Source organism: Bradyrhizobium sp. HKCCYLRH3099, from assembly GCF_051167855.1.
Lineage (GTDB): Bacteria > Pseudomonadota > Alphaproteobacteria > Rhizobiales > Xanthobacteraceae > Bradyrhizobium.
Genome location: NZ_JBNPTW010000009.1, coordinates 227,166 through 247,535, shown reverse-complemented (window position 1 = coordinate 247,535; position 20,370 = coordinate 227,166). Strand labels below are relative to the sequence as shown.

16 protein-coding genes and 1 riboswitch are annotated in these 20,370 nt (G+C 67.0%); of the genes, 13 read left to right on the top strand and 3 right to left on the bottom strand.

All coding sequences use genetic code 11. The features are described 5' to 3' along the window. The first annotated feature begins 63 nt into the window (after nt 1–63). The 3 genes from ACQR1Y_RS19525 to cysC are packed head-to-tail and all read left to right on the top strand — an operon-like array spanning nt 64 to nt 3,946. Nucleotides 64–1,083 (top strand): sulfotransferase family protein, encoded by a 1,020-nt coding sequence (locus ACQR1Y_RS19525; RefSeq protein WP_434877662.1) that lies wholly within the window; start codon nt 64–66, stop codon nt 1,081–1,083. Further along, nucleotides 1,080–2,051, top strand: coding sequence for a sulfate adenylyltransferase subunit CysD (gene cysD, locus ACQR1Y_RS19520; protein WP_434877663.1), 972 nt, complete (start codon nt 1,080–1,082; stop codon nt 2,049–2,051). Before ACQR1Y_RS19525 ends, cysD begins: the two co-directional genes overlap by 4 nt. Next, nucleotides 2,051–3,946 carry an adenylyl-sulfate kinase gene (gene cysC, locus ACQR1Y_RS19515; protein ID WP_434877664.1) on the top strand — a complete coding sequence of 632 codons (1,896 nt, stop codon included), beginning with the start codon at nt 2,051–2,053 and terminating at the stop codon, nt 3,944–3,946. Before cysD ends, cysC begins: the two co-directional genes overlap by 1 nt. Before the next feature lie 27 nt (nt 3,947–3,973). On the opposite strand, the gene ACQR1Y_RS19510 is transcribed toward cysC, so the two are convergent. Further along, the gene (locus tag ACQR1Y_RS19510; protein WP_434877665.1) at nt 3,974–4,207 is read right to left on the bottom strand and encodes a DUF1674 domain-containing protein; all 234 of its coding nucleotides are present in this window, start codon (nt 4,205–4,207) and stop codon (nt 3,974–3,976) included. A 196-nt stretch (nt 4,208–4,403) separates the two neighbouring features. Here ACQR1Y_RS19510 and ACQR1Y_RS19505 point away from each other — a divergent pair, with 196 nt between their 5' ends. The 3 genes from ACQR1Y_RS19505 to purH all read left to right on the top strand — a co-directional run bounded on the left by ACQR1Y_RS19505 (nt 4,404) and on the right by purH (nt 9,718). Next, complete coding sequence (locus tag ACQR1Y_RS19505; RefSeq protein WP_434877666.1) at nt 4,404–5,756, top strand: RsmB/NOP family class I SAM-dependent RNA methyltransferase; 1,353 nt, start codon at nt 4,404–4,406, stop codon at nt 5,754–5,756. 241 nt (nt 5,757–5,997) lie between these two features. Continuing rightward, a complete protein-coding gene (locus tag ACQR1Y_RS19500) occupies nt 5,998–7,713 on the top strand; it encodes a heparinase II/III family protein (RefSeq protein WP_434857831.1) in 1,716 nt (571 codons plus the stop codon). 305 nt (nt 7,714–8,018) lie between these two features. Next, nucleotides 8,019–8,099: riboswitch (ZMP/ZTP riboswitch) on the top strand. A 26-nt stretch (nt 8,100–8,125) separates the two neighbouring features. Further along, nucleotides 8,126–9,718, top strand: coding sequence for a bifunctional phosphoribosylaminoimidazolecarboxamide formyltransferase/IMP cyclohydrolase (gene purH / locus ACQR1Y_RS19495; protein ID WP_434877667.1), 1,593 nt, complete (start codon nt 8,126–8,128; stop codon nt 9,716–9,718). 129 nt (nt 9,719–9,847) lie between these two features. Here the strand turns inward: purH and ACQR1Y_RS19490 are convergent, their stop codons facing one another. Further along, complete coding sequence (locus tag ACQR1Y_RS19490) at nt 9,848–11,257, bottom strand: MFS transporter (protein WP_434877668.1); 1,410 nt, start codon at nt 11,255–11,257, stop codon at nt 9,848–9,850. A gap of 121 nt (nt 11,258–11,378) precedes the next feature. Here ACQR1Y_RS19490 and ggt point away from each other — a divergent pair, with 121 nt between their 5' ends. Beyond that, a complete protein-coding gene (ggt, locus tag ACQR1Y_RS19485; RefSeq protein ID WP_434877669.1) occupies nt 11,379–13,130 on the top strand; it encodes a gamma-glutamyltransferase in 1,752 nt (583 codons plus the stop codon). A gap of 180 nt (nt 13,131–13,310) precedes the next feature. After that, entirely contained in the window at nt 13,311–14,723 is a 1,413-nt protein-coding gene (locus tag ACQR1Y_RS19480) for a serine hydrolase domain-containing protein (protein WP_434877670.1), read from the top strand. Nucleotides 14,724–14,729: 6 nt separating this feature from the next. Here ACQR1Y_RS19480 and ACQR1Y_RS19475 read toward each other — a convergent pair whose 3' ends face one another. Continuing rightward, entirely contained in the window at nt 14,730–15,395 is a 666-nt protein-coding gene (locus ACQR1Y_RS19475; protein WP_434857835.1) for a glutathione S-transferase family protein, read from the bottom strand. Between the two features lie 166 nt (nt 15,396–15,561). On the opposite strand from ACQR1Y_RS19475, the gene ACQR1Y_RS19470 reads away from it, so the two are divergent. The 5 genes from ACQR1Y_RS19470 to panE all read left to right on the top strand — a co-directional run bounded on the left by ACQR1Y_RS19470 (nt 15,562) and on the right by panE (nt 20,180). Beyond that, nucleotides 15,562–16,146 (top strand): DUF2239 family protein, encoded by a 585-nt coding sequence (locus ACQR1Y_RS19470; protein WP_434877671.1) that lies wholly within the window; start codon nt 15,562–15,564, stop codon nt 16,144–16,146. A gap of 97 nt (nt 16,147–16,243) precedes the next feature. Continuing rightward, nucleotides 16,244–17,590: an MATE family efflux transporter gene (locus ACQR1Y_RS19465; RefSeq protein ID WP_434877672.1), complete on the top strand. Its 1,347-nt coding sequence runs from the start codon at nt 16,244–16,246 to the stop codon at nt 17,588–17,590. A 93-nt stretch (nt 17,591–17,683) separates the two neighbouring features. After that, the gene (locus tag ACQR1Y_RS19460) at nt 17,684–18,292 is read left to right on the top strand and encodes a 2-hydroxychromene-2-carboxylate isomerase (protein WP_434877673.1); all 609 of its coding nucleotides are present in this window, start codon (nt 17,684–17,686) and stop codon (nt 18,290–18,292) included. A 112-nt stretch (nt 18,293–18,404) separates the two neighbouring features. Beyond that, nucleotides 18,405–19,142, top strand: a complete 738-nt coding sequence (locus ACQR1Y_RS19455) for an SDR family oxidoreductase (RefSeq protein ID WP_434857839.1) — start codon at nt 18,405–18,407, stop codon at nt 19,140–19,142. A gap of 114 nt (nt 19,143–19,256) precedes the next feature. Continuing rightward, nucleotides 19,257–20,180, top strand: a complete 924-nt coding sequence (gene panE, locus ACQR1Y_RS19450) for a 2-dehydropantoate 2-reductase (RefSeq protein WP_434877674.1) — start codon at nt 19,257–19,259, stop codon at nt 20,178–20,180. Nucleotides 20,181–20,370 lie beyond the last annotated feature (190 nt).

Sequence of the window (20,370 nt, the reverse complement as noted above, 5' to 3'; positions counted from 1 at the left end):
ACTCATTGCATCCCGAAGCACATTCTCAAGCTTTTTTCGAAACTCAAGGACAGGAGCAGACACATGCTTCTCGACACGAACTCGGCTGCGTCCATTGCAGAGATGGCCGCTCTGATCAGGACCGAAGACTCCTCGCTCGACACCATGTCGCTCACGCCCGTCGGCGCCTTCCAGAACAGGACCGTGACGCTGCACACGCTGATGCGCGAGGTCACGGAGTCTCTCGCCGAGGCGCTCCAGCGACGCCCGGCGCAGGACTTCCCGATGCTCTATTTCGCCTGCGGCAAGGCCAGGGTTGGATCGACCGCGCTGAGCAATCTGTTCGGCATGACCGGGATGCCGTCCTACTATCAACCGCTGAAAGCCATGCTGCGTGATGCGATGGTCGGCGAGCCGCTCACGCCCTGGATCATTCCGTCGACCGCGGACCAACCCAATCTGTTCAGCAAGGAGACGATCGGCCCCTATGTCATCGCGGAGAGCCTGTTCAATCCGCTCAAGCTGCTGATCGATGCGGGATATCCGCCGCACCGGCTCCACCTGATCGCGCTCGATCGCGAGCCCGCGAGCGCACTCGCGTCGTGGCTGGACAAGCTGATCTCGCGGGCCTCAGAAAATACTTTGCTGGCGCACTACATCATCGCCGCCCTGAGCGCGGCAAGAGTGTCGAGCTACGCGAGACAGCAGGGAGTTCCCGTCACGCACTACGTCTACGAAGTCAGCAAGGAGCCGATCGCATCGGTTCGCGTGCTGTTCGATCGCCTCGGCCTGTCCGCAAGCTTCGCAGAAGACGCGGTGACGAGCTGGCAACAGCCGGGACAGGAGCATGGGAGCAATGCCCGGGTCATCTTCCCGAGCGAGGCCGCAATCTACAAGGTGCCCAATCTCCACACCTCCGACAGCGCCTATCGCTTCCAGCCGCGCGCGACAGGCGCGGTGACGAGTGCTCAGCTGGAGCTGCTGGAGCGCTGCGGCGTCAACGACGTCTATCGCGCCTCGGTGGCAGCCTGCATTGGCGATCTCGGCCTGAATGCCGCGGCATCGTCGCGCCTGTTCGGCGAGCGTGCGGGAGTGGCGGCATGAACGGGATCATTGATCGCGCACCCGCGACGACATCCAGATTCCGGCCGCCGGAGACCGAACCGCAGCCGCAAGCCCTCAGCCATCTGCGCCGGCTCGAAGCCGAGAGCATCGCCATCCTGCGCGAGGTCGCGGCCGAGTTTCGCAACCCGGTGATGCTGTATTCGATCGGCAAGGACTCCTCGGTGCTGCTGCATCTGGCGATGAAGGCGTTCCATCCCGGCAAGCCGCCGTTTCCGCTGCTGCACATCGACACGACCTGGAAGTTTCGCGACATGATCGCGTTCCGGGACCAGCGCGTGCGAGAGCTCGGACTCGAGCTTCTGGTGCACGTCAACCCGGATGGGCTCGCCCAGCGCATCAACCCGTTCGTCCACGGCTCTGCGCTCTACACCGACGTCATGAAGACCCAGGCGCTGCGTCAGGCTCTGGACATGCATGGCTTCGACGCCGCCATCGGCGGTGCGCGCCGCGACGAGGAGAAGTCGCGCGCCAAGGAGCGCATCTTCTCCCATCGCAGCATCACGCATCGCTGGGACCCGAAGAACCAGCGGCCGGAGCTTTGGAACCTGTACAATACCCTGCTTGCGCCCGGCGAGAGCATGCGCGTCTTCCCGCTCTCGAACTGGACGGAGCTCGACGTCTGGGACTACATCCACCTCGAGAACATCCCGATCGTGCCGCTGTATTTCGCAAGTCTGCGGCCGGTGGTCGAGCGCGACGGCGCGCTGATCATGGTCGATGACGAGCGCATGCCGCTGCGGCCGGGCGAGACGCCGGAATGGCGATCGGTCCGCTTTCGCACGCTCGGCTGCTATCCGCTGACAGGCGCTGTGCCGTCGACGGCGTCCGACCTTGCCGCGATCGTGCGCGAGATGATGGCGTCCCGCACCTCGGAGCGGCAGGGCCGCGTGATCGATCGCGACAGCACGGCCTCGATGGAGCGCAAGAAGGTGGAGGGCTATTTCTGATGGCCGGGCACCACGCGACAATCGGACGGACGCAGGCGTCCGCCAGCACACACGCGCAGGACAAGCCGACCCTGCGTCTCGTCACCTGCGGCAGCGTCGACGACGGCAAGAGCACGCTGGTCGGACGGCTGCTCTATGATTCGAAGATGCTGCTCGACGACCAGCTCGACGCGCTGACCTCGGACAGCAAGACGGCCGGCACCGCCGGACCGGCGCTGGACTTCGCGCTGCTGGTCGACGGGCTGCAGGCCGAGCGCGAGCAAGGCATCACGATCGACGTCGCCTACCGGTTCTTCGCCACGCCGCGCCGCCGCTTCGTGATCGCCGATACACCCGGCCATGTCCAATACACGCGCAACATGGCGACCGGCGCCTCGCAGGCCGACCTTGCGGTCGTCCTGGTCGACGCCCGCAAGGGTGTCGTCAGCCAGACCCGCCGCCACAGCCATATCCTCGCTTTGCTCGGCGTCCGTCACGTCTTGGTGGCCGTCAACAAGATGGACCTCGTCGGCTTCGACGCCGAACGCTTCGCCACCATCTCGGCCACCTTCAGCAGCCTGGCCGAGCAGCTTGGCATCAGCGATGTGCAATGCATCCCGGTGGTGGCCTGCGACGGCGACAACATCATCGGCGGCAGCGCGCGCATGCCCTGGTACATCGGGCCGAGCGTGATGGAGCATCTCGAACGGGCCGACGTGTCCGACGGCATCGCAGACCGGCCGTTCCGCTTTCCGGTGCAATGGGTCAACCGCCCGCATGCGGAGTTTCGCGGCTTCAGCGGCCGTGTCGCCAGCGGCACGCTGCGCTGTGGAGATCCTGTCATCGTCCAGCCCTCGGGGCGGCGCAGCCGCGTCACCGGCATCGTCACGGCCGACGGCCGGCTGCAGCAGGCCGTGTCCGGGCAATCGGTGACGCTGCTGCTCGCCGACGAGATCGATGCGAGCCGCGGCGACGTACTGACCTCCGGTGCGTCACCCGTGGTGACGGATCACATCACCGCTCATCTGATCTGGTTCGATGACGAAGCCATGCGGCAGGGCCGCCGCTATTTGCTCAAATCGGGCACATCGTCGATCGGCGCCGTGGTCTCTGCCATGAAACATCGCGTCTGCATCGAGACGATGGCGCATGAGGCAGACGCGACGCTGGACGCCAACGAGATCGGCTGTGTCGATATCGCGCTCGACCGGCCGCTGGTCTGCGAGGCGTACCGCGACAGCCACGAACTGGGCAGCTTCATCCTGATCGATCCGTTCAGCCGGCGCACGGTTGCTGCGGGTCTGATCGATGCGCCGTTGCGACGGCCTGCCGAGATCAGCTGGCACCCGCTCGCGGTCGACAAATCGGTGCGCGCCCGCCTCAAGCAGCAGAAGCCCTGCGTGCTCTGGCTGACCGGCCTGAGCGGGGCTGGCAAGTCGACCATCGCCAACCTCGTCGACCGCCGGCTGTGCGAGCTCGGCCGGCACAGTGCGCTGCTCGATGGCGACAATCTCCGCCACGGCATCAACCGCGATCTCGGCTTCACGCCGGAGGCGCGGGTCGAGAACATCCGCCGTGTGGCCGAGATCGCCGCGCTGTTCGTCGACGCCGGCCTGATCACGCTGGTGTCGCTGATCTCGCCGTTCCGCGCCGACCGGGAGATGGCACGCCGTCGCTTCGATGCCGGCGAATTCGTCGAGATCCATGTCGCCACCTCACTGGCGAGGTGCGAGGCGCGGGACCCCAAAGGCCTCTACAAGAAAGCGCGCGCCGGAGAGCTTTCGAACTTCACCGGACTAGGCCAAGCCTATGAAGCACCCGAACGGCCGGAGATCACGATCGATGGCGACACTCTCTCGGCCGACGCGGCCGCCGATCAGATCGTGCGCTATCTGCGCGACCAGCACTATCTCTGACGATGGACCACGTTCCAGGCAATGGCCTCAGAAGTCCGAGATGATGCCCTTTCGTTCCCAGTCGCCGTAGCGGGTCGGCTCCGGCCCCTTCGGGCCCTGCAGCTCCTTCGGCATCGGCGTCTCAGCCTGCTCGGCAGCTAGGCGCCGGCGCTCCTCCGCTTCGGCGAGCGCGCGCTTCGCGGCCGGGCTCAGCGGCTTGCGCGGCGCGTCATTGCTGGCCACCAGCGTCAAAGCGGGCTTACCTGAGGACTCATCGCTCATCGTACCATTCCACCATTGAACCGGATCATTGCCGACATCATCAGATCGTGTGAGCACGCTCGATAAAACAGGTCTAAAAAAAGCAGAGCCGATTCTTACATTTGGCATATTCCCGTGGCAGAGGTCCCGCAAGCTGATGGCATGCACCCCGATCGTCGCGGAACTGCCTTTCTTCTTTCGCGAGTAGTCTCCAGGCATGCCTCCGCCGCGTTTTGCGACCCCTTCCGAAGTTCCGGGCCTTGCCGCCCGGCGCATCGCCGCCGACGTCATCGACGGGGTCCTGCACAAGCATCGTACCCTCGATGATCAGCTCGACGGCACCGGTGCGCATCCCGGGCTGAAGCATCTCGCCGATCGTGACCGTGCGCTGATGCGACGCCTCGTGGCGACCACGCTGCGCCGGCTCGGCACGCTCGGAAACGTGCTGTCGCGGCTGTTGGATCGCGGCATTCCGACCGATGCACCGCGCGCCCAGAGCGCGCTGCTGATCGGCGCGGCGCAGATCCTGTGGATGGACGTGCCGGATCACGCCGCGGTCGACCTGTCGGTTCGACTGGTTCAGGCCGACCGCCGCGCCGCCAAATATGCCGGGCTGGTGAACGCCGTGCTGCGACGTTGCGCGCGCGAGGGCACCGCGCTGCTCGACGACACAATGGGCCAGCCGCTGGACATCGCGCCCTGGCTGCTCGCCCGCTGGATCGCGCATTATGGCGAGACGACCGCCAAGGACATCGCGGCCGCGCTCGGCCAGGAGCCGTCGCTCGATCTCACCGTCAAATCCGACCCGGCATCTTGGGCCTCGCGCCTGCATGGCGAGGTGCTGCCGACCGGCACCGTGCGCACCCTGCTGCATGGCTCGGTCACGGTGCTGCCCGGCTTCGCCGAAGGACAATGGTGGGTGCAGGACGCGGCAGCCGCTTTGCCTGCGCGGCTGCTCGGCGACGTCGCCGGCAAGACCATTGCCGACCTCTGCGCCGCCCCGGGCGGCAAGACCGCCCAGCTCGCCCATGCCGGCGCCCGCGTCACCGCGGTGGACCGGTCGCCTGCCCGGATGAACCGGCTCAAGGAGAACATGACCCGGCTGCAGCTGACGACCGAGACGGTCGTGACTGACGCGGCTGAATGGCAGCCGGCCGACGGCGCCGGCTTCGACGGCCTGCTGCTCGATGCCCCCTGCAGCTCGACCGGCACCATCCGCCGGCATCCCGATGTCGGCTGGCTGCGCAGCGAGGCCGACATCACCGCGCTGTCCGGCCTGCAGGCCCGGCTCCTGACCCGGGCCGCCAGCCTGCTAAAGCCCGGCGGAATCCTGGTGTATTGCACCTGTTCGCTCGAGCCCGAGGAAGGCGAGCAGGTGGTCGAGAGCGCCCTCGCCGGCGGCGCCGAGTTGCGGCGCATCCCCATCACCCCCGCGGAGGTGGCCGGGCTTGCCGAACTCGTGACGGCGGCGGGCGACCTGCGAACACTACCCTGCCATCTGCCGCACCAGGACCCGCGGCTCGGCGGTCTCGACGGATTTTATGCCGCGAGGCTGGAGCGGCGCGCGTGAGCGTGTCATCGTGCATGACGTGCACCGGCGCAATGCCGGTACCGGATTGAGGGCGTGCGGGTTGTGTCTGTCCGTTAAATCCTGATTTTGCACCAGATTCTGGTCCTGCGTGGGTGCTGCACCGGGGCCAAAAATGGTGTATCGGCGGCAGTTGCGATCTATGAAGGATCCGCAACCGAATCCCCTCTGAACAAGGCTTGGCGTGTCCGCCGCTCAACGCAGACGCATATCGACGCTGGTCATGGGCCGCTTTGCGCGCAGCCTGATGTCCAATGTCAGCGGTGTATCGGTATCCGTGTCCGGCCTGTGGCCCGGACGCGCGGACCGGCTCATCATTGCGCCGCATGATCTGCGCACGTCGGACGCCACACGGGCGGCCGAGATCTACGCCGGGCGCTTCGTGTTCGCCGGCAAGATCGTCACCTGTCACGGCCGTTCGATCTTCGACCTGGAGCCTCCGTCGGAGGACTGGGAGGTGGCGCTGCTCGGCTTCGGCTGGCTGCGACATCTTCGCGCAGCCGACACCGCCCTGACCCGCGCCAACGCACGCGCCCTGGTCGACGACTGGATCACCAACCAGATCGGCCGCCACCCGCTCAGCCGCCGCGCCGACGTGCTGGCGCGCCGGGTGATCTCGCTGCTGTCGCAGGCGCCGCTGGTGCTGGCCGATTCCGACGGCAAGTTCTATCGCCGGTACTTGCGCGGCCTGACCCGCGAGATCCGCTATCTGCGCTATTCGACCATCGACATTCCCGACGGCGTGCCGCGGCTCCAGGTGCTGATCGCGCTGTGCTACGCGGCGCTGTGCCTCGCCAACCAGGCCAAGCACATTCGCAGCGCGACGCGAAAGCTCTCCGACGAGCTGCAGCGGCAGATCCTCCCCGATGGCGGGCATGTGTCGCGCAACCCGGGCGCGCTGATCGAGCTGTTGATCGACCTGCTGCCGCTGCGCCAGACCTTCGCCGCGCGCAACATCGCGCCGCCGCCGGCGCTGCTCAACGCCATCGACCGGATGATGCCGATGCTGCGCTTTTTCCGGCATGGCGACGGCAACATGGCGCTGTTCAACGGCATGGGCGGCACGCCGTCCGACCTGCTGGCCACCCTGCTTGCCTATGACGACACCCATGGCACGCCGATGGCGAGCATGCCGCATTCCGGCTTCCAGCGGCTCGACGCCGGGCAGATGACCGTCATCGTCGACACCGGCGCGCCGCCACCGCCGCATCTGAGCCACGAGGCGCATGCCGGCTGCCTGGCATTCGAGCTGTCGTCGGGCGCCAGCCGCATCGTCATCAATTGCGGCATGCCGTCGACCGGGCGCGACAACTGGCGCACCTTCGCGCGCTCGACGGTGGCGCATTCGACGCTGACCTATCACAACACCTCGTCCTGCAACTTCGTCGAGATGTCGGCCATGAAGCGGCTGCTGCACGGCGCGCCGATCGTGTCGGGGCCGACCCGGGTGGAGAATTTCCGCGAGGTCGTGCCCGACGGCACCGTGCTGTCGACCTCGCACAACGGCTATGCGTCGAAGTTCGGCCTGATCCACCGCCGCGTGCTGGTGGCCGCCGAGGATGGCGCGCGGCTGGACGGCGAGGACACCGTGACACCCGCGCAAGGCGCGCGGCTGCGCGGCGGCGGCTCGGACTACACATTGCGCTTCCATCTGCATCCGGCGGTCAAGGCCAGCCGGCTCAGCGACGGCCGCGGCGCGATGCTGGTGCTGCCCAACCGTGAAGTCTGGACGTTCGAGACCTTCGAGGACCGCGTCGACCTCGAGGACAGCGTGTTCCTCGCCGGCAATGACGGCCCGCGGCGCACGACGCAGCTGGTGATCCGCCAGGACGCCCAGCAGGCCGCCTCGATCCGCTGGAGCTTTATCCGCTCCTCGACCTCGCCGAGCGACACCAACGCGCGGCGGAACGCACGGCGCGAGCCGGAGCTGCCGCTCTGATGGATACAGTGAGCGCACGTCGTCTCCACGACGGCAGTGCGCTCCCTCTCCCCGTCCTTCACGGGGCCGCGACGAGCTTCGCTCGCGCTGAGAGGGTTGGGGTGAGGGGCCGCCACACCCACCGACCGTGCGGATAGCCCCCCTCACCCGGATTGCATCTTCGATGCAATCCGACCTCTCCCCGCACGCGGGGAGAGGTTAAGGGTACCGTCCCAACGCTCGAGTTGAGGGTAACCAATACGGTCAACCCGGCGCGAGCGCGTCTGCGTCCCCGTTGTCCGCCCGGCCGAAAGCTGCTATGAGCCCGGCTCTCGCGCGACTGGCGACTTTGGATGGAGCACCATCGGGGAGCGCGGGATCGACCGCCGTGCGCCTGGGCAACTGAACCTCCTGCAACAGGATTCTGCCCGCCATGACCAATCAGCTTCGTCCTATTCGCCGCGCCCTGCTCTCCGTTTCCGACAAGACCCGCCTGGTCGACTTCGCGCGCGCGCTTGCCGCGCGCGGCGTCGAATTGATCTCCACCGGCGGCACCGCCAAGGCGATCACCGAGGCCGGCCTGAAGGTGCAGGACGTCTCCGATCTCACCGGCTTCCCCGAGATGATGGACGGCCGCGTCAAGACGCTGCATCCGAAGGTCCATGGCGGCCTGCTCGCGATCCGGGGCAATGACGAGCACGCCGAGGCGATGAAGACCCACGGCATCGCGCCGATCGACCTGCTCGTCGTCAATCTCTACCCGTTCGAATCCACGGTCGAGCGCGGCGCGCCGTTCAGCGACTGCATCGAGAACATCGACATCGGCGGCCCCGCGATGATCCGCGCGGCGTCGAAGAACCACGAGGATGTCGCCGTCGTCGTCGACGTCAACGACTACGAGGCCGTGCTCGAGGATCTCGCGCGCCACGAGGGCTCGACCACCTTGCTGCTGCGCCGGCGGCTCGCCGCGAAGGCCTATGCGCGCACCGCCGCCTATGACGCGGCCATCTCCAACTGGTTCGCCGCCACGATCCAGAACGACGCGCCGGATTATCGCGCCTTCGGCGGCAAGCTGATCCAGTCGCTGCGCTATGGCGAGAACCCGCACCAGCATGCCGCCTTCTACGCGCTGCCCGGCCGCCGGCCCGGCGTCGCCACCGCGCGGCAGGTGCAGGGCAAAGAGCTGTCCTACAACAACATCAACGACACCGATGCGGCCTATGAGTGCATCGCCGAGTTCGATCCGGCGCGCACCGCGGCCTGCGTCATCGTCAAGCACGCCAACCCTTGCGGCGTCGCCGAGGGCCCCGACCTGATCACCGCCTATCAGAAGGCGCTGGCCAGCGATTCGACCTCGGCGTTCGGCGGCATCATCGCGATGAACCGGAAGCTCGACGCCGCGACCGCGCGCGCGATCACCGGTATCTTCACCGAGGTGATCATCGCGCCTGATGCCACCGAGGAGGCGATCGCGGTGATCGCCGCGCGCAAGAACCTGCGGCTGCTGCTGGCCGGCGCCCTGCCCGATCCGCGCGAGGCCGGCCTCACGGCAAAAACTGTTGCCGGCGGCCTCCTGGTGCAGAGCCGTGATAACGCCGTGGTCGACGACATGACCTTGAAGGTCGTCACCAAGCGCGCACCCACCGATGCCGAGCTGCGCGACCTGCGCTTCGCGTTCCGCGTCGCCAAGCACGTGAAGTCGAACACCATTATCTACGCCAAGGATTCGGCGACCGTCGGAATCGGCGCGGGCCAGATGAGCCGCGTCGATTCCGCACGCATTGCCGCGCGCAAGGCGCTCGATGCCGCTGCCGAAATGAAGCTCGCGGAGCCGCTGACCAAGGGCTCGGTGGTCGCATCCGACGCGTTCTTCCCGTTCGCCGACGGCATGCTGGCCTGCATCGAGGCCGGCGCCACCGCGGTGATCCAGCCGGGCGGCTCGGTCCGCGACGACGAGGTCATCAAGGCCGCCGACGAGCACGGCATCGCGATGGTGCTCACGGGTGTCCGGCATTTCCGGCACTGATTTATCCAAGATCTCCGCCGTCATTCCGGGATGCGCCGCAAGGCGCAGGCCCGGAATCCATAACCACGATCGTGAGTATGGATTCCGGGCTCGCCCTCCGGGCGCCCCGGAATGACGGCGGAGCAAGTTTCAGGCGCCCTGCCCCGCACGACGACTTGAGTTCACCCGCGCCAGCAGCACCAGTCCCACCACGAAGAACAGCACCAGCACGGCCATGCCGGCCTTCTGGCTCGCGGTCGCCGCGGTGATGATGCCGATCAGCAGCGGGCCGATGAAGGATGTGACTTTTCCGGTGAGCGCGAACAGGCCGAAATATTGCGCGACACGTTCCTTCGGCACCATGCGGATGAGAAGCGAGCGGGACGCGGCCTGCAGCGGCGCGCCGCAGGCACCCAGGACGCAGCCGAGCAGCAGATAGGCGCGCTCCGGCCACGACGCGAACAGCGGTCCTCCCGGCACAGCCGGCGTGACCGGAATGAACAGGATCGAATCACGGCTCACGAGCAGGATTGCGATGATCGCGAGCAAGAGCAGGGTCATGCTGCCGGCGATGACGCGCTTCGGCCCGAGCCGGTCGTCGAGCTTGCCGCCGAGCCAGCCGCCGAAGGTGCCGGCGGCGGCGAGGATGATGCCGAAAGTGCCGATCTGGATCGTGTTCCAGCCGAACGTGCCGGCCGCATAGATGCCGCCGAACGCGAACAGCGAGACGAGGCCATCGGTGTAGATCATGTTGGCGATGAGAAAGAGCGCGACGTCGCGCTGCTGCGGCAGGCTGCGCAGCGTCTCCTTCAATTGGCCGAGACCCTCGCGCACGGCGGCACCGAGCCGGTGCCGCGCCGGGAAATCCGGCGTGAACAGAAACATCGGCAGTACGAACACGATGAACCACAGACCGGTGAGCGGGCCAGAGATGCGGTCGCCTTCATGCGTTACCGGATCGAGGCCGAACAGCGGCGTCAGCCCGAACAGCGTGCGGCCGCTCTCGGGATTGGCGGCGAGAAAGCCGAGCACGAGAACGAGCGAGAGAATGCCGCCGACATAGCCGGTCGCCCATCCCGTGCCGGACAGGCGGCCGATGCGCTCGGGCGGCACAAGCGTGGGCATCATTGCATTGTTGAACACGGTGGCGAACTCGACCCCAATGGTGGCGAGCACATAGGCCGCGAGCAGTGGCACAATCAGTTCGGGCGCGCCGGGCCGGCCGATCCACATCAGCGAGGAGCCGATCACCAGCAATGCGCCGAATGCAGCGATCCACGGCTTGCGCCGACCGGTCGCATCGGCGATCGCGCCGAACACCGGCGACAACAGCGCGATGGCGATACCCGCGGCGGCGGTCGCAAAGCCCCACAGCGCCTGTCCGCTGGCAGGATCGGGCGCGACATGGGCGGCAAAATACGGCGCGAACACGAAGGTCGTGATCAGCGTAAAATATGGCTGCGCCGCCCAGTCGAAGAAGATCCAGCTGACGACGGCGGCACGGCCGGGATACGTCCGGCTGTCGGCTTCGCTGGCGGTCTCGATCGCGGTCACGGCCATTGCAGTTCCCTTGGCAGCATCGCCGCACAGGGCGACGATCACGGTGTCGCGTTTTACGCCGGCGACGGCGCCCTATAACATCTGACGATCCCATGCGGATGTCAGCAGCAGCAGAATGGCGATGACCATGTTCACGATTGATCGACGGCGGCTCCTCGCAGGTGCGCTGATTCTGTTGGCGGGCTGCCTGCCGGCATGGGCGCTGGACAGCGGGGGACGCGAGATTCCGCTGCCGCCCGGCGTCGTCGCGCCCGCGCAACCGCCCGCGCATGGCATGGTGGTGGCGCAGGAGCGGATCGCCGCCGAGGTCGGCCAGCGCATCCTCGCGCTCGGCGGCAATGCCGTCGACGCCGCGGTCGCGACCGGCTTCGCCATGGCGGTGACCTATCCCGTCGCCGGCAATATCGGCGGCGGCGGCTTCATGGTCATCCATCTCGCCAAGAGCAACGAGGACATCGCGATCGACTATCGCGAGACCGGACCGGCCGCGATCACGCGCGACATCTTCCTCGGCGCCGATGGCAAGCCCGACATTGCGAAGTCGCGCGATTCGGCATTGTCGATCGGCGTGCCCGGAACGGTGGCCGGCCTCGCCCTGGCGCTCGAGAAATACGGCTCGGGCAAGTTCACGCTGGCTCAGCTGCTGCACCCGGCGATCGTGCTGGCCCGTGACGGCATCCCCGTGGCCGACGACGTCGCCGTCACCCTGCCGATGATGGCGCCGCGGCTGGCGAAGTGGCCGTCCTCCGCTGCCATCTTCATGCGCCCGGATGGAACCGTGCTCAAGGAAGGCGACCGGCTGGTGCAGCCCGACCTCGCCGCGACGCTCGCCGCGGTCTCCGAACAGGGGCCGCGCGGCTTCTACGAGGGACCGGTCGCGGACAAGCTCGCCAAGGCGATTCAGAAAGCCGGCGGCATCATGACCGCGGACGATCTCAAATCCTATCAGCCGGTGCTGCGCACGCCGGTGCGCGGCACCTATCGCGGCTACGACGTCGTCTCGATGCCGCTGCCCTCGTCCGGGGGCACCGTGCTGATCGAGATGCTGAACATCCTCGAAGGCTTCAAGCTCGCCGAGTTGAAACAGGGCTCGCCGGCCTCGCTGCACCTGCTGATCGAAGCAATGAAGCGCGCCTATGCCGATCGCGCTCGCTATCTCGGCGACCCCGCCTTCGTCGATGCGCCGGTGCGCGCGATGCTGTCGAAGGATTACGCCGAGCGCCAACGCGCCGGCATCGATCCGGCGCGCGCCACCAGCGCCGGCGACGTGCTCAACACCAAGCCGTTGCGCGAAGGCAGCAACACCACGCATTTCTCGGTGGTCGACAATGACGGCAATGCCGTCAGCAACACCTACACGCTGAACTTCCCCTATGGCGTCGGCCTGATCGCGGAAGGCACCGGCGTGCTGCTCAACAATGAGCTCGACGACTTCACCGCCGCCCCCGGCGCATCCAACGCGTTCGGCCTCGTCGGCTTCGAGGCCAATCTGCCCGGTCCCGGCAAGCGCCCGCTGTCGTCGATGTCGCCGACCATTGTGCTGAAGGACGGCAAGCCTGTGCTGGTGACGGGCTCGCCGGGCGGCAGCCGCATCATCTCCACGGTGCTGCAGGTGATCGTCAACGTGCTCGACTACAAGATGGACGTCCGCCAGGCCGTGACCGCGCCGCGCCTGCATCACCAATGGATGCCGGACGAGGTCAGAATCGAGAAGGGGTTCGCCGACGACGTGCTCGCCGACCTCCGCGCACGCGGCCACAAGATCGAGGAGCCGATGGGCCGCACCTCGGCCAACTCGATCCTGGTCACGGCGGAAGGACTGGTCGGCGCTCCCGACCCGCGCAGCAAGGGGGCCACTGCCGCCGGGCGCTGAAGCCGGTACAGGCATCCCGCTCGACCAGGCCGGCGGCGAGCATCGTCATTGTCCCGGATGACGATTTGCCGCCGCCCCGAGGCCTTGTTCCATCGCGTCGGTCCGTTGGCGAGCTGGCGAAGCCGGGATACAAGAACTGCGAGGGCGAAGCTTGCCCGCAAGACCATTTCAGGCGTTCTGGTGAACTTGCGAAGATTTTCGGTCGGTCTCCTGGTGTTCGCGGCCCTGCTGGTGGCGGGCTGGCTTACCTATCGGCCGGACCGGGCGCTGCGGTCCGCCACCACGGCGGTCGCGCAGATGATCTGCGCCAAGACCTTCGTCTCCGGCCTCGATCCCCAGACCACCTTCGCTGAAACCATGGAGCGTCCCGGCCTGCGCCGGCTGCGCGCCGTGATGCGCTACCGCGTCGAGCCCGACATGCGCTACGTCGACGCCTCGCTGCTCGGCCTGCATGTCAGCCGCGCCAGCTATCACGACGGCCTCGGCTGCGTGTCGATGCAGGGCCAGAAGCCGCCTTATGTGCCGCACAGTGACGTCCGTGGGCTGCGCGCTTCCGTTCCGCCGCCGGCGCTGCCGGAGGTTGCAGCGGCGGCCCCGGTGGAACCCGCCGATCCCGCGTTGAAGGCCGCGCTCGATCACGCCTTCGAGGAGCCGGCCAGCCCACCGTTCCGGCGCACCAAGGCGGTCGTGGTGGTCAAGGATGGCCGGCTGATCGCCGAACGCTACGCGGCTGACATCGGTGTCGACACGCCATTGATCGGCTTTTCGATGACCAAGACGGTCACCAATGCGCTGCTCGGGATCATGACGCGGCAGGGCAAGCTCAGCCCTGGAATTCCGGCGCCTGTCGCGGAATGGCGCGACGCGCGCGACCCGCGCCACGACATCACCATCGAGCAGTTGATGCGCATGACGTCAGGGCTGGCGCTGGACGAGACCAATTCCGGCTTCGACCCGTCGAGCCAGATGGAGATTCATCGCGACATGGCAGCGTTCGCGGTGCATGCGCCGCTGATCGCCCCGCCGGGCCAGCGCTGGGCCTATTCGAGCGCATCGACGCAGATCCTGGCCCGTATCATCCGCGACGCCGCCGGCGGGCCGGAGCAGACCATCGCGTTCGCCTGGCGCGAGCTGTTCGGACCGCTTGGCATGCGCAGCGCGACGTTGCAGTTCGACGGCTCTGGCACCTATCAGGGTCACGCCAACATGCTGGCCAGCGCGCGCGACTGGGCGAAGCTCGGCCTGCTCTATCTCGCCGACGGCATGGCCGGCGACACACGGATTCTGCCGGAGGGCTGGGTGGCGATGTCGGCGACCGCGACGCTGGACACGGACTACGGCGCGGGTCTCTGGACCAACCGCAGCCCGCATGTTCATGCCCAGGGGCGCGCGCGCGCCGGAATTCCGCCAGATGCGTTCTTCGCCTTCGGCCTGCTCGGCCAGCGGCTCGTGATCATGCCGACCCAGCGCATGGTCGTGGTGCGGCTCGGCGATGCCGTCGATCCCGATGGCGACATCCGGGGCGTAGCGCGCCTGGTGCGCGAGGTCATCGCGGCGACGGAGGCCTCGGCCACCGCCGCGCGATCGCCATAGCCCGCGTCAGCGGCCGAGCTCGTACGGGCCGCCCTTTTCCAGCGCGATCTTGTAGGCCGGGCGCGCCTCGATGCGCGCCAGGAAATCCATCGCGCGCGGATGGCCCTGCTCAAGCCCGCCGCGCGCGGCGGCGGCCTGCAGCGGGAAGCTCATCTGGATGTCGGCGGCGGTGAACTCATTGCCGGCGAACCACTCGCTCTTCTGCAGCTCGCTTTCCCAGAACGCCATGTGCTGCTTCAGTTGCGGATTGACCAGGGTGGTCAGCGCCTGGCTCGACACCTTGCGCACGAGGGGGCGCAGCAGCGCCGGCGCGCGCTTCGGCATGACGTTGAACAGCAGCTTCAGCAGCAACAGCGGCATCGCCGAGCCCTCGGCGTAGTGCAGCCAGTAGGAATAGCGCAGCCGCTCGGGGGTCTTCGGCGGCGGGATCAGCCGGCCGTCGCCATAGGTCTCGACCAGATATTCGACGATGGCACCGGACTCGGCGACCACGTTGCCATTGTCGGTGATGACGGGCGACTTGCCGAGCGGATGGATCGCGCGCAGCTCCTTCGGCGCGCGCATGTCCGGTTGACGCTGATAGCGGATGATCTCGTAGGGGACGCCGAGTTCCTCGAGCAGCCAGAGCACGCGTTGCGAACGGGAGTTGTTGAGGTGGTGAACGGTCAGCATGAGGTCCCCGAAAGACGGATCGAGTGAGCAGGCGCTGTTCCGTAGCAAAGCCCGCTGCCTTCGGCGAGCGGCGGGACGGTCACAGCGACCAAATATTTATCCGGGTAATATTGACTTTTATTTCTACCCGGATTTTATTTGCCCCTGTCAACCGGGACGAACGGACATGGATACCTATACTGCCTTTGCCGGCCATACCCGCATCGCCACCGGGCCCTTGCCCAAGGTCGCGCTGGTCCTCAAGCATGCTGCGCCTGCGACCGAGCCGGTCATCATCTTCAGCGACCGCACCGGGCAGCCGATCGACCTGGACCTGCGCGGCAGCGACCGGGACATCTTGGCCCGGTTGCCGGCGGATGCCGGCGCCGCCGCCCAGCAATTGCCCAGCGAGCCGCGCGGCCGTGGCCGGCCGAAGCTCGGCGTCGTCGCGCGCGAGGTCACGCTGCTGCCGCAACATTGGGAATGGCTGAGCACCCAGCCCGGCGGGGCCTCGGTCGCGCTGCGCAAGCTGGTCCACGAGGCGCGTCGCGCCAGCTGTGACAGCGATCGCGCCCGCGAGGCGCGCGATGCGGCGTATCATTTCATGTCCGGGATCGGCAGCAACCTGCCGCAGTTCGAGGAGGCCTCGCGGGCGCTGTTCGCAGGTGATCTCGGCCGCTTCGCAAGGCTGCTCGCGGAGTGGCCGGCCGACATTCGCGATCACGCCATTGCGATGGCCCATCGTCACCGCACCGACACCGAGATCGGCTGATCAACGACATCTGGAGAGCGTCCGCCCGAGGCCGCTCTCCTTCCATTCCTCCTGACACGACCCGCCTCGCATCGAAGGGCGGTGGAAGGATCATGCCGTGACGCCCGCTCCCTCGCTGCGCAAGACGTTCCTGTTGTTCGTCATCCCGATGATGCTGAGCAACACGCTGCAATCGCTGTTCGGCACCATCAACAACGTCTATCTCGGCCAGATGATCGGCGTCGATGCGCTGGCCGCGGTGTCGGCGTTCTTTCCGGCGATGTTCTTCTTCGTCTCCTTCGTGATGGGTCTCGCCTCCGGCGCCGGCATCCTGATCGGCCAAGCCTGGGGCGCCAAGCAGCTGGCCACCGTGAAGACAGTCGCCGGCGCGGCCTTTGCCATTACCCTCGCGCTCGGCTTCGCGATCGCGCTGGGCGGCCTCTTCAGCCGCGAACTCCTGACGGCGCTGGCGACGCCGGCCAACATTCTCGATGCGGCGGCGGAGTATGCACGCGTCATGATGATCTCGATGCCTCTGACCTTCGTCTTCATCATGCTGACGGCGCTGATGCGCGGTGTCGGCGACACCGTGACGCCGTTGATCGCGCTCGCGGTGTCCACCGCGCTCGGTCTGGTGTTGACGCCCATCCTCATCCGCGGCTGGTTCGGCGCGCCGCAGCTGGGCGCGGCCAGCGCGGCGTGGGCATCGGCCGTCTCCACGCTCCTCACGCTGGGCTGGCTGCTGGCGCAGTTGCGCCGGCGCAAGCATCCGCTCGCAATCGACGTCGCGGTGCTGCGCGGAATGCGGCCGGCGCCGAAGCTGCTGCGCACGGTGCTGCGGCTTGGCATTCCCGCGGCGCTGAGCATGATCGTGATGTCGCTGGCGGAGATGGTGCTGATCGGCCTGGTCAACGGCTTCGGCTCCGACGCGACCGCGGCCTATGGCGCGGTCAACCAGGTGCTTGGCTATGTGCAATTCCCCGCGCTCTCGATCGCGATCTCGGTGTCGATCTTCGGCTCCCAGGCGATCGGCCGCGGCGCGCCCGAGCAGATGGGCCGGATCGTTCGCACCGGAGTCGAAATGAACCTGGTGCTGACCGGCGGACTGGTCGCGATCGCCTATCTGTTCTCGCGGCCGCTGATGGGGCTGTTCATCACCGATCCCGCCGTGATCGAGGTGGCGCAGCATTCGTTGCACCTGGTGTTGTGGAGCTCGGTGCTGTTCGGCATCTCCATCACCTTCTCGGCGGCGATGCGCGCCTCCGGCACGGTGTGGATGCCGCTTGCGATCTCCGCCTTCGCGATCGCTGCGATCGAGGTCCCCGCGGGAGTCTGGCTCAGCCGCAGCATCGGCCTCGACGGCGTCTGGCTCGCCTACCCCATCGCCTTCACCGCAATGATGCTGCTGCAGATGAGCTATTTTCTCGTGGTCTGGCGCAAGCAGACGGTACGGCGCATGATCTGACCGGTGCCGGCCGAAATATGATGATCATCATAAAACCCTGGACGCAGCAGCCGCGCTGGACCACAATGCGAAAAACCTTCGAGGAGACCGCCCATGAGCCGACCCGCACCGGAGTTCATGTTCGATTTCGGCAGCCCCAACGCGTTCCTGAGCCATGAGGCGATCCCGGCGATCGAAAAGCGCATCAGCGTCCAGTTCTTCTACGTGCCGGTGCTGCTCGGCGGCATCTTCAAGGCGACCAACAACCGGTCTCCGGCCGAGGCCTATGCGGGCATCAAGAACAAGCGCGAGTTTCACGAGGTCGAGACGCAGCGCTTCCTCAAGCGCTTTCACGTCCAGCCCTGGGTGTGGAACCCGCACTTCCCGGTCAACACGCTCAACCTGATGCGCGCGGCGATCGCCGCCGAGCTTGAAGGCGTGTTCGAGAAATACGTCGACGCGGCGTTCCACCACATGTGGCGCGAGCCGAAGAAGATGGACGATCCGGAGATCGCGATCTCAGCGCTCAATTCGTCGGGACTTGACGGCGCGAAACTTTTCGCCCGCGCCCAGGAGCCGGAGGTGAAGGCCAAGCTGGTCGAGAACACCCAACGCGCCGTCGAACGCGGCGCGTTCGGCTCTCCGACCTTCTTCGTCGGCAACGAGATGTTCTTCGGCAAGGAGCAGTTGCGCGACGTCGAAGACTACATCCTCGGCAGGTAATCGCCCGTCATTGCGAGCGAAGCGAAGCAATCCAGAGTCACGCGCGCAGCCCTGGATTGCTTCGTCGCTTCGCTCCTCGCAATGACGCCGGACTTTGAACGGAGACCCCAGCATGCAACAGCGCAACGCCACCGTCGCCGTGATCGGCGCGGGCGACTACATCGGCGCCGAGATCGTCAAGAAATTCGCATCCGAAGGCTTCACGGTGTTCGCTGGCCGCCGCAACGGCGACAAGCTCGCGCCGCTCGTCGCCGAGGTCGAAGCCGCAGGCGGCCGGATCGTGGCGCGCTCGCTCGATGCGCGCAAGGAGGACGAAACGACCGCCTTCCTCAACGACGCCGACAAGCACGCGCCGCTCGAGGTCGTGATCTTCAACGTCGGCGCCAACGTCAATTTCCCAATTCTGGAGACCACCGACCGCGTGTTCCGCAAGGTCTGGGAGATGGCGTGCTGGGCCGGCTTCGTTACGGGCCGCGAGGCGGCGCGGCTGATGCTGCCGCGCGGCGGCGGCAAGATCTTCTTCACCGGCGCGACGGCCTCGCTGCGCGGCGGCTCGGGCTTCGCGGCGTTCGCTTCCGCCAAGTTCGGCCTGCGCGCGGTGGCCCAGTCGATGGCGCGCGAGCTGATGCCGCAGAACATCCATGTCGCCCATCTCATCATCGATTCCGGCGTCGACACCGCCTGGGTCCGCGAGCGCCGCGCCCAGCTCTGGGGCAAGGAGGCGCTTGATAATCCCGACCTGCTGATGCCGCCCGCGTCCGTCGCCGGCGCGTATTGGCAGCTCTACCAGCAGCCGAAGAGCGCCTGGACCTTCGAGATGGAGATCCGGCCGTTTGGGGAGAAATGGTAAGGGGCGAATGGCGAATAGGGAGTCGCGGATAGGGAATGGAGCCCATCCCTATTCGCCGCTCGCCATTCCCTGTTCGCTTCGGCAAGATGCGGCCTCTTTCAAGGAGCCTCACCCATGCGAATTCTCGTCGTCGGCGCCGGCGCGATCGGCGGCTATTTCGGCGGCCGGCTGCTGCAGACCGGCGCTGATGTCACCTTCCTGGTCCGCCCGCGGCGCGCATCCGAGCTGGCCAGTGCCGGCCTCGTCATCCGCAGCCCGGCCGGCGACGTCACCCTGCCCAATCCGCCGACCGTGCAGGCCGACAGTCTGAAACAGCACTTCGATGTGGTGCTGCTGAGCTGCAAGGCGTTCGACCTCGACGACGCGATCGCGTCGTTCGCGCCCGCGGTGGGTCCGAACACCGCGATCATTCCGCTGCTCAACGGCATGAAGCATCTCGACGTGCTCGATGCCGGATTCGGCCGCGCGCGGGTGCTCGGTGGCCTCTGCGCGATCGCGGCCACCTTGAATGAAAGCCGCGAGGTCGTGCAGCTGCAGCCGATGCAGTCGCTGAATTTCGGCGAGCGCGACGGCGGCTCGTCCGATCGCGTCCGCGCGATCTTCGAGATCTTCCAGCGCGGCAATTTCAATGCCTCCGCCAGCGACCACATCATGCAGGACATGTGGGAGAAGTGGGTGTTCCTGTCGTCACTGGCGGCGTCCACGACCTTGATGCGCGCGCCGGTCGGCGTCATCCTGACCGCGCCCGGCGGCAAGGATTTCCTGCTCGGCATGCTCGATGAGTGCAGCGCCGTGGCGGCGGCCGCCGGCTACGCGCCGGCCGGTCCGTTCTTCCAGCGCGTCTCGGGCATGCTGACCACCGAGGGCTCGCCGATGACCGCCTCGATGTTCCGCGACCTCCGCGCCGGCCTGCCGGTCGAAGCCGATCACGTCATCGGCGATCTGGTGGCGCGTGCCGACGCCGCCAAGGTCCCGGTGCCGCGGCTGCGGATTTCGTACACCCAGCTCAAGGTGTATGAAGCGCAGCGGGGGAAGTAGACGGAGTGAGGCGAGGTCGCGCCACACACTCCGCTGTCGTCCCGGCCTTGAGCCGGGACCCATGCTCCGCAGCGGTCGTGATGCAGGCAAGTGCCAGCGAAGTCCCTCGATAGATTCCGCGGTATGGGTCCCGGATCGGCATCCGCCGCCGCGTTGCGTCGGCGGACTTGTCCGGGACGACACCTGTTGT

What these genes read in the sequence shown, in the direction of transcription:
- ACQR1Y_RS19525 (WP_434877662.1), top strand. Translation starts at nt 64, where the DNA reads ATGCTTCTCGACACGAACTCGGCTGCGTCCATTGCAGAGATGGCCGCT.
- cysD (WP_434877663.1), top strand. Translation starts at nt 1,080, where the DNA reads ATGAACGGGATCATTGATCGCGCACCCGCGACGACATCCAGATTCCGG.
- cysC (WP_434877664.1), top strand. Translation starts at nt 2,051, where the DNA reads ATGGCCGGGCACCACGCGACAATCGGACGGACGCAGGCGTCCGCCAGC.
- ACQR1Y_RS19510 (WP_434877665.1), bottom strand. Translation starts at nt 4,207, where the DNA reads ATGAGCGATGAGTCCTCAGGTAAGCCCGCTTTGACGCTGGTGGCCAGC.
- ACQR1Y_RS19505 (WP_434877666.1), top strand. Translation starts at nt 4,404, where the DNA reads ATGCCTCCGCCGCGTTTTGCGACCCCTTCCGAAGTTCCGGGCCTTGCC.
- ACQR1Y_RS19500 (WP_434857831.1), top strand. Translation starts at nt 5,998, where the DNA reads ATGGGCCGCTTTGCGCGCAGCCTGATGTCCAATGTCAGCGGTGTATCG.
- purH (WP_434877667.1), top strand. Translation starts at nt 8,126, where the DNA reads ATGACCAATCAGCTTCGTCCTATTCGCCGCGCCCTGCTCTCCGTTTCC.
- ACQR1Y_RS19490 (WP_434877668.1), bottom strand. Translation starts at nt 11,257, where the DNA reads ATGGCCGTGACCGCGATCGAGACCGCCAGCGAAGCCGACAGCCGGACG.
- ggt (WP_434877669.1), top strand. Translation starts at nt 11,379, where the DNA reads ATGACCATGTTCACGATTGATCGACGGCGGCTCCTCGCAGGTGCGCTG.
- ACQR1Y_RS19475 (WP_434857835.1), bottom strand. Translation starts at nt 15,395, where the DNA reads ATGCTGACCGTTCACCACCTCAACAACTCCCGTTCGCAACGCGTGCTC.
- ACQR1Y_RS19470 (WP_434877671.1), top strand. Translation starts at nt 15,562, where the DNA reads ATGGATACCTATACTGCCTTTGCCGGCCATACCCGCATCGCCACCGGG.
- ACQR1Y_RS19460 (WP_434877673.1), top strand. Translation starts at nt 17,684, where the DNA reads ATGAGCCGACCCGCACCGGAGTTCATGTTCGATTTCGGCAGCCCCAAC.
- ACQR1Y_RS19455 (WP_434857839.1), top strand. Translation starts at nt 18,405, where the DNA reads ATGCAACAGCGCAACGCCACCGTCGCCGTGATCGGCGCGGGCGACTAC.
- panE (WP_434877674.1), top strand. Translation starts at nt 19,257, where the DNA reads ATGCGAATTCTCGTCGTCGGCGCCGGCGCGATCGGCGGCTATTTCGGC.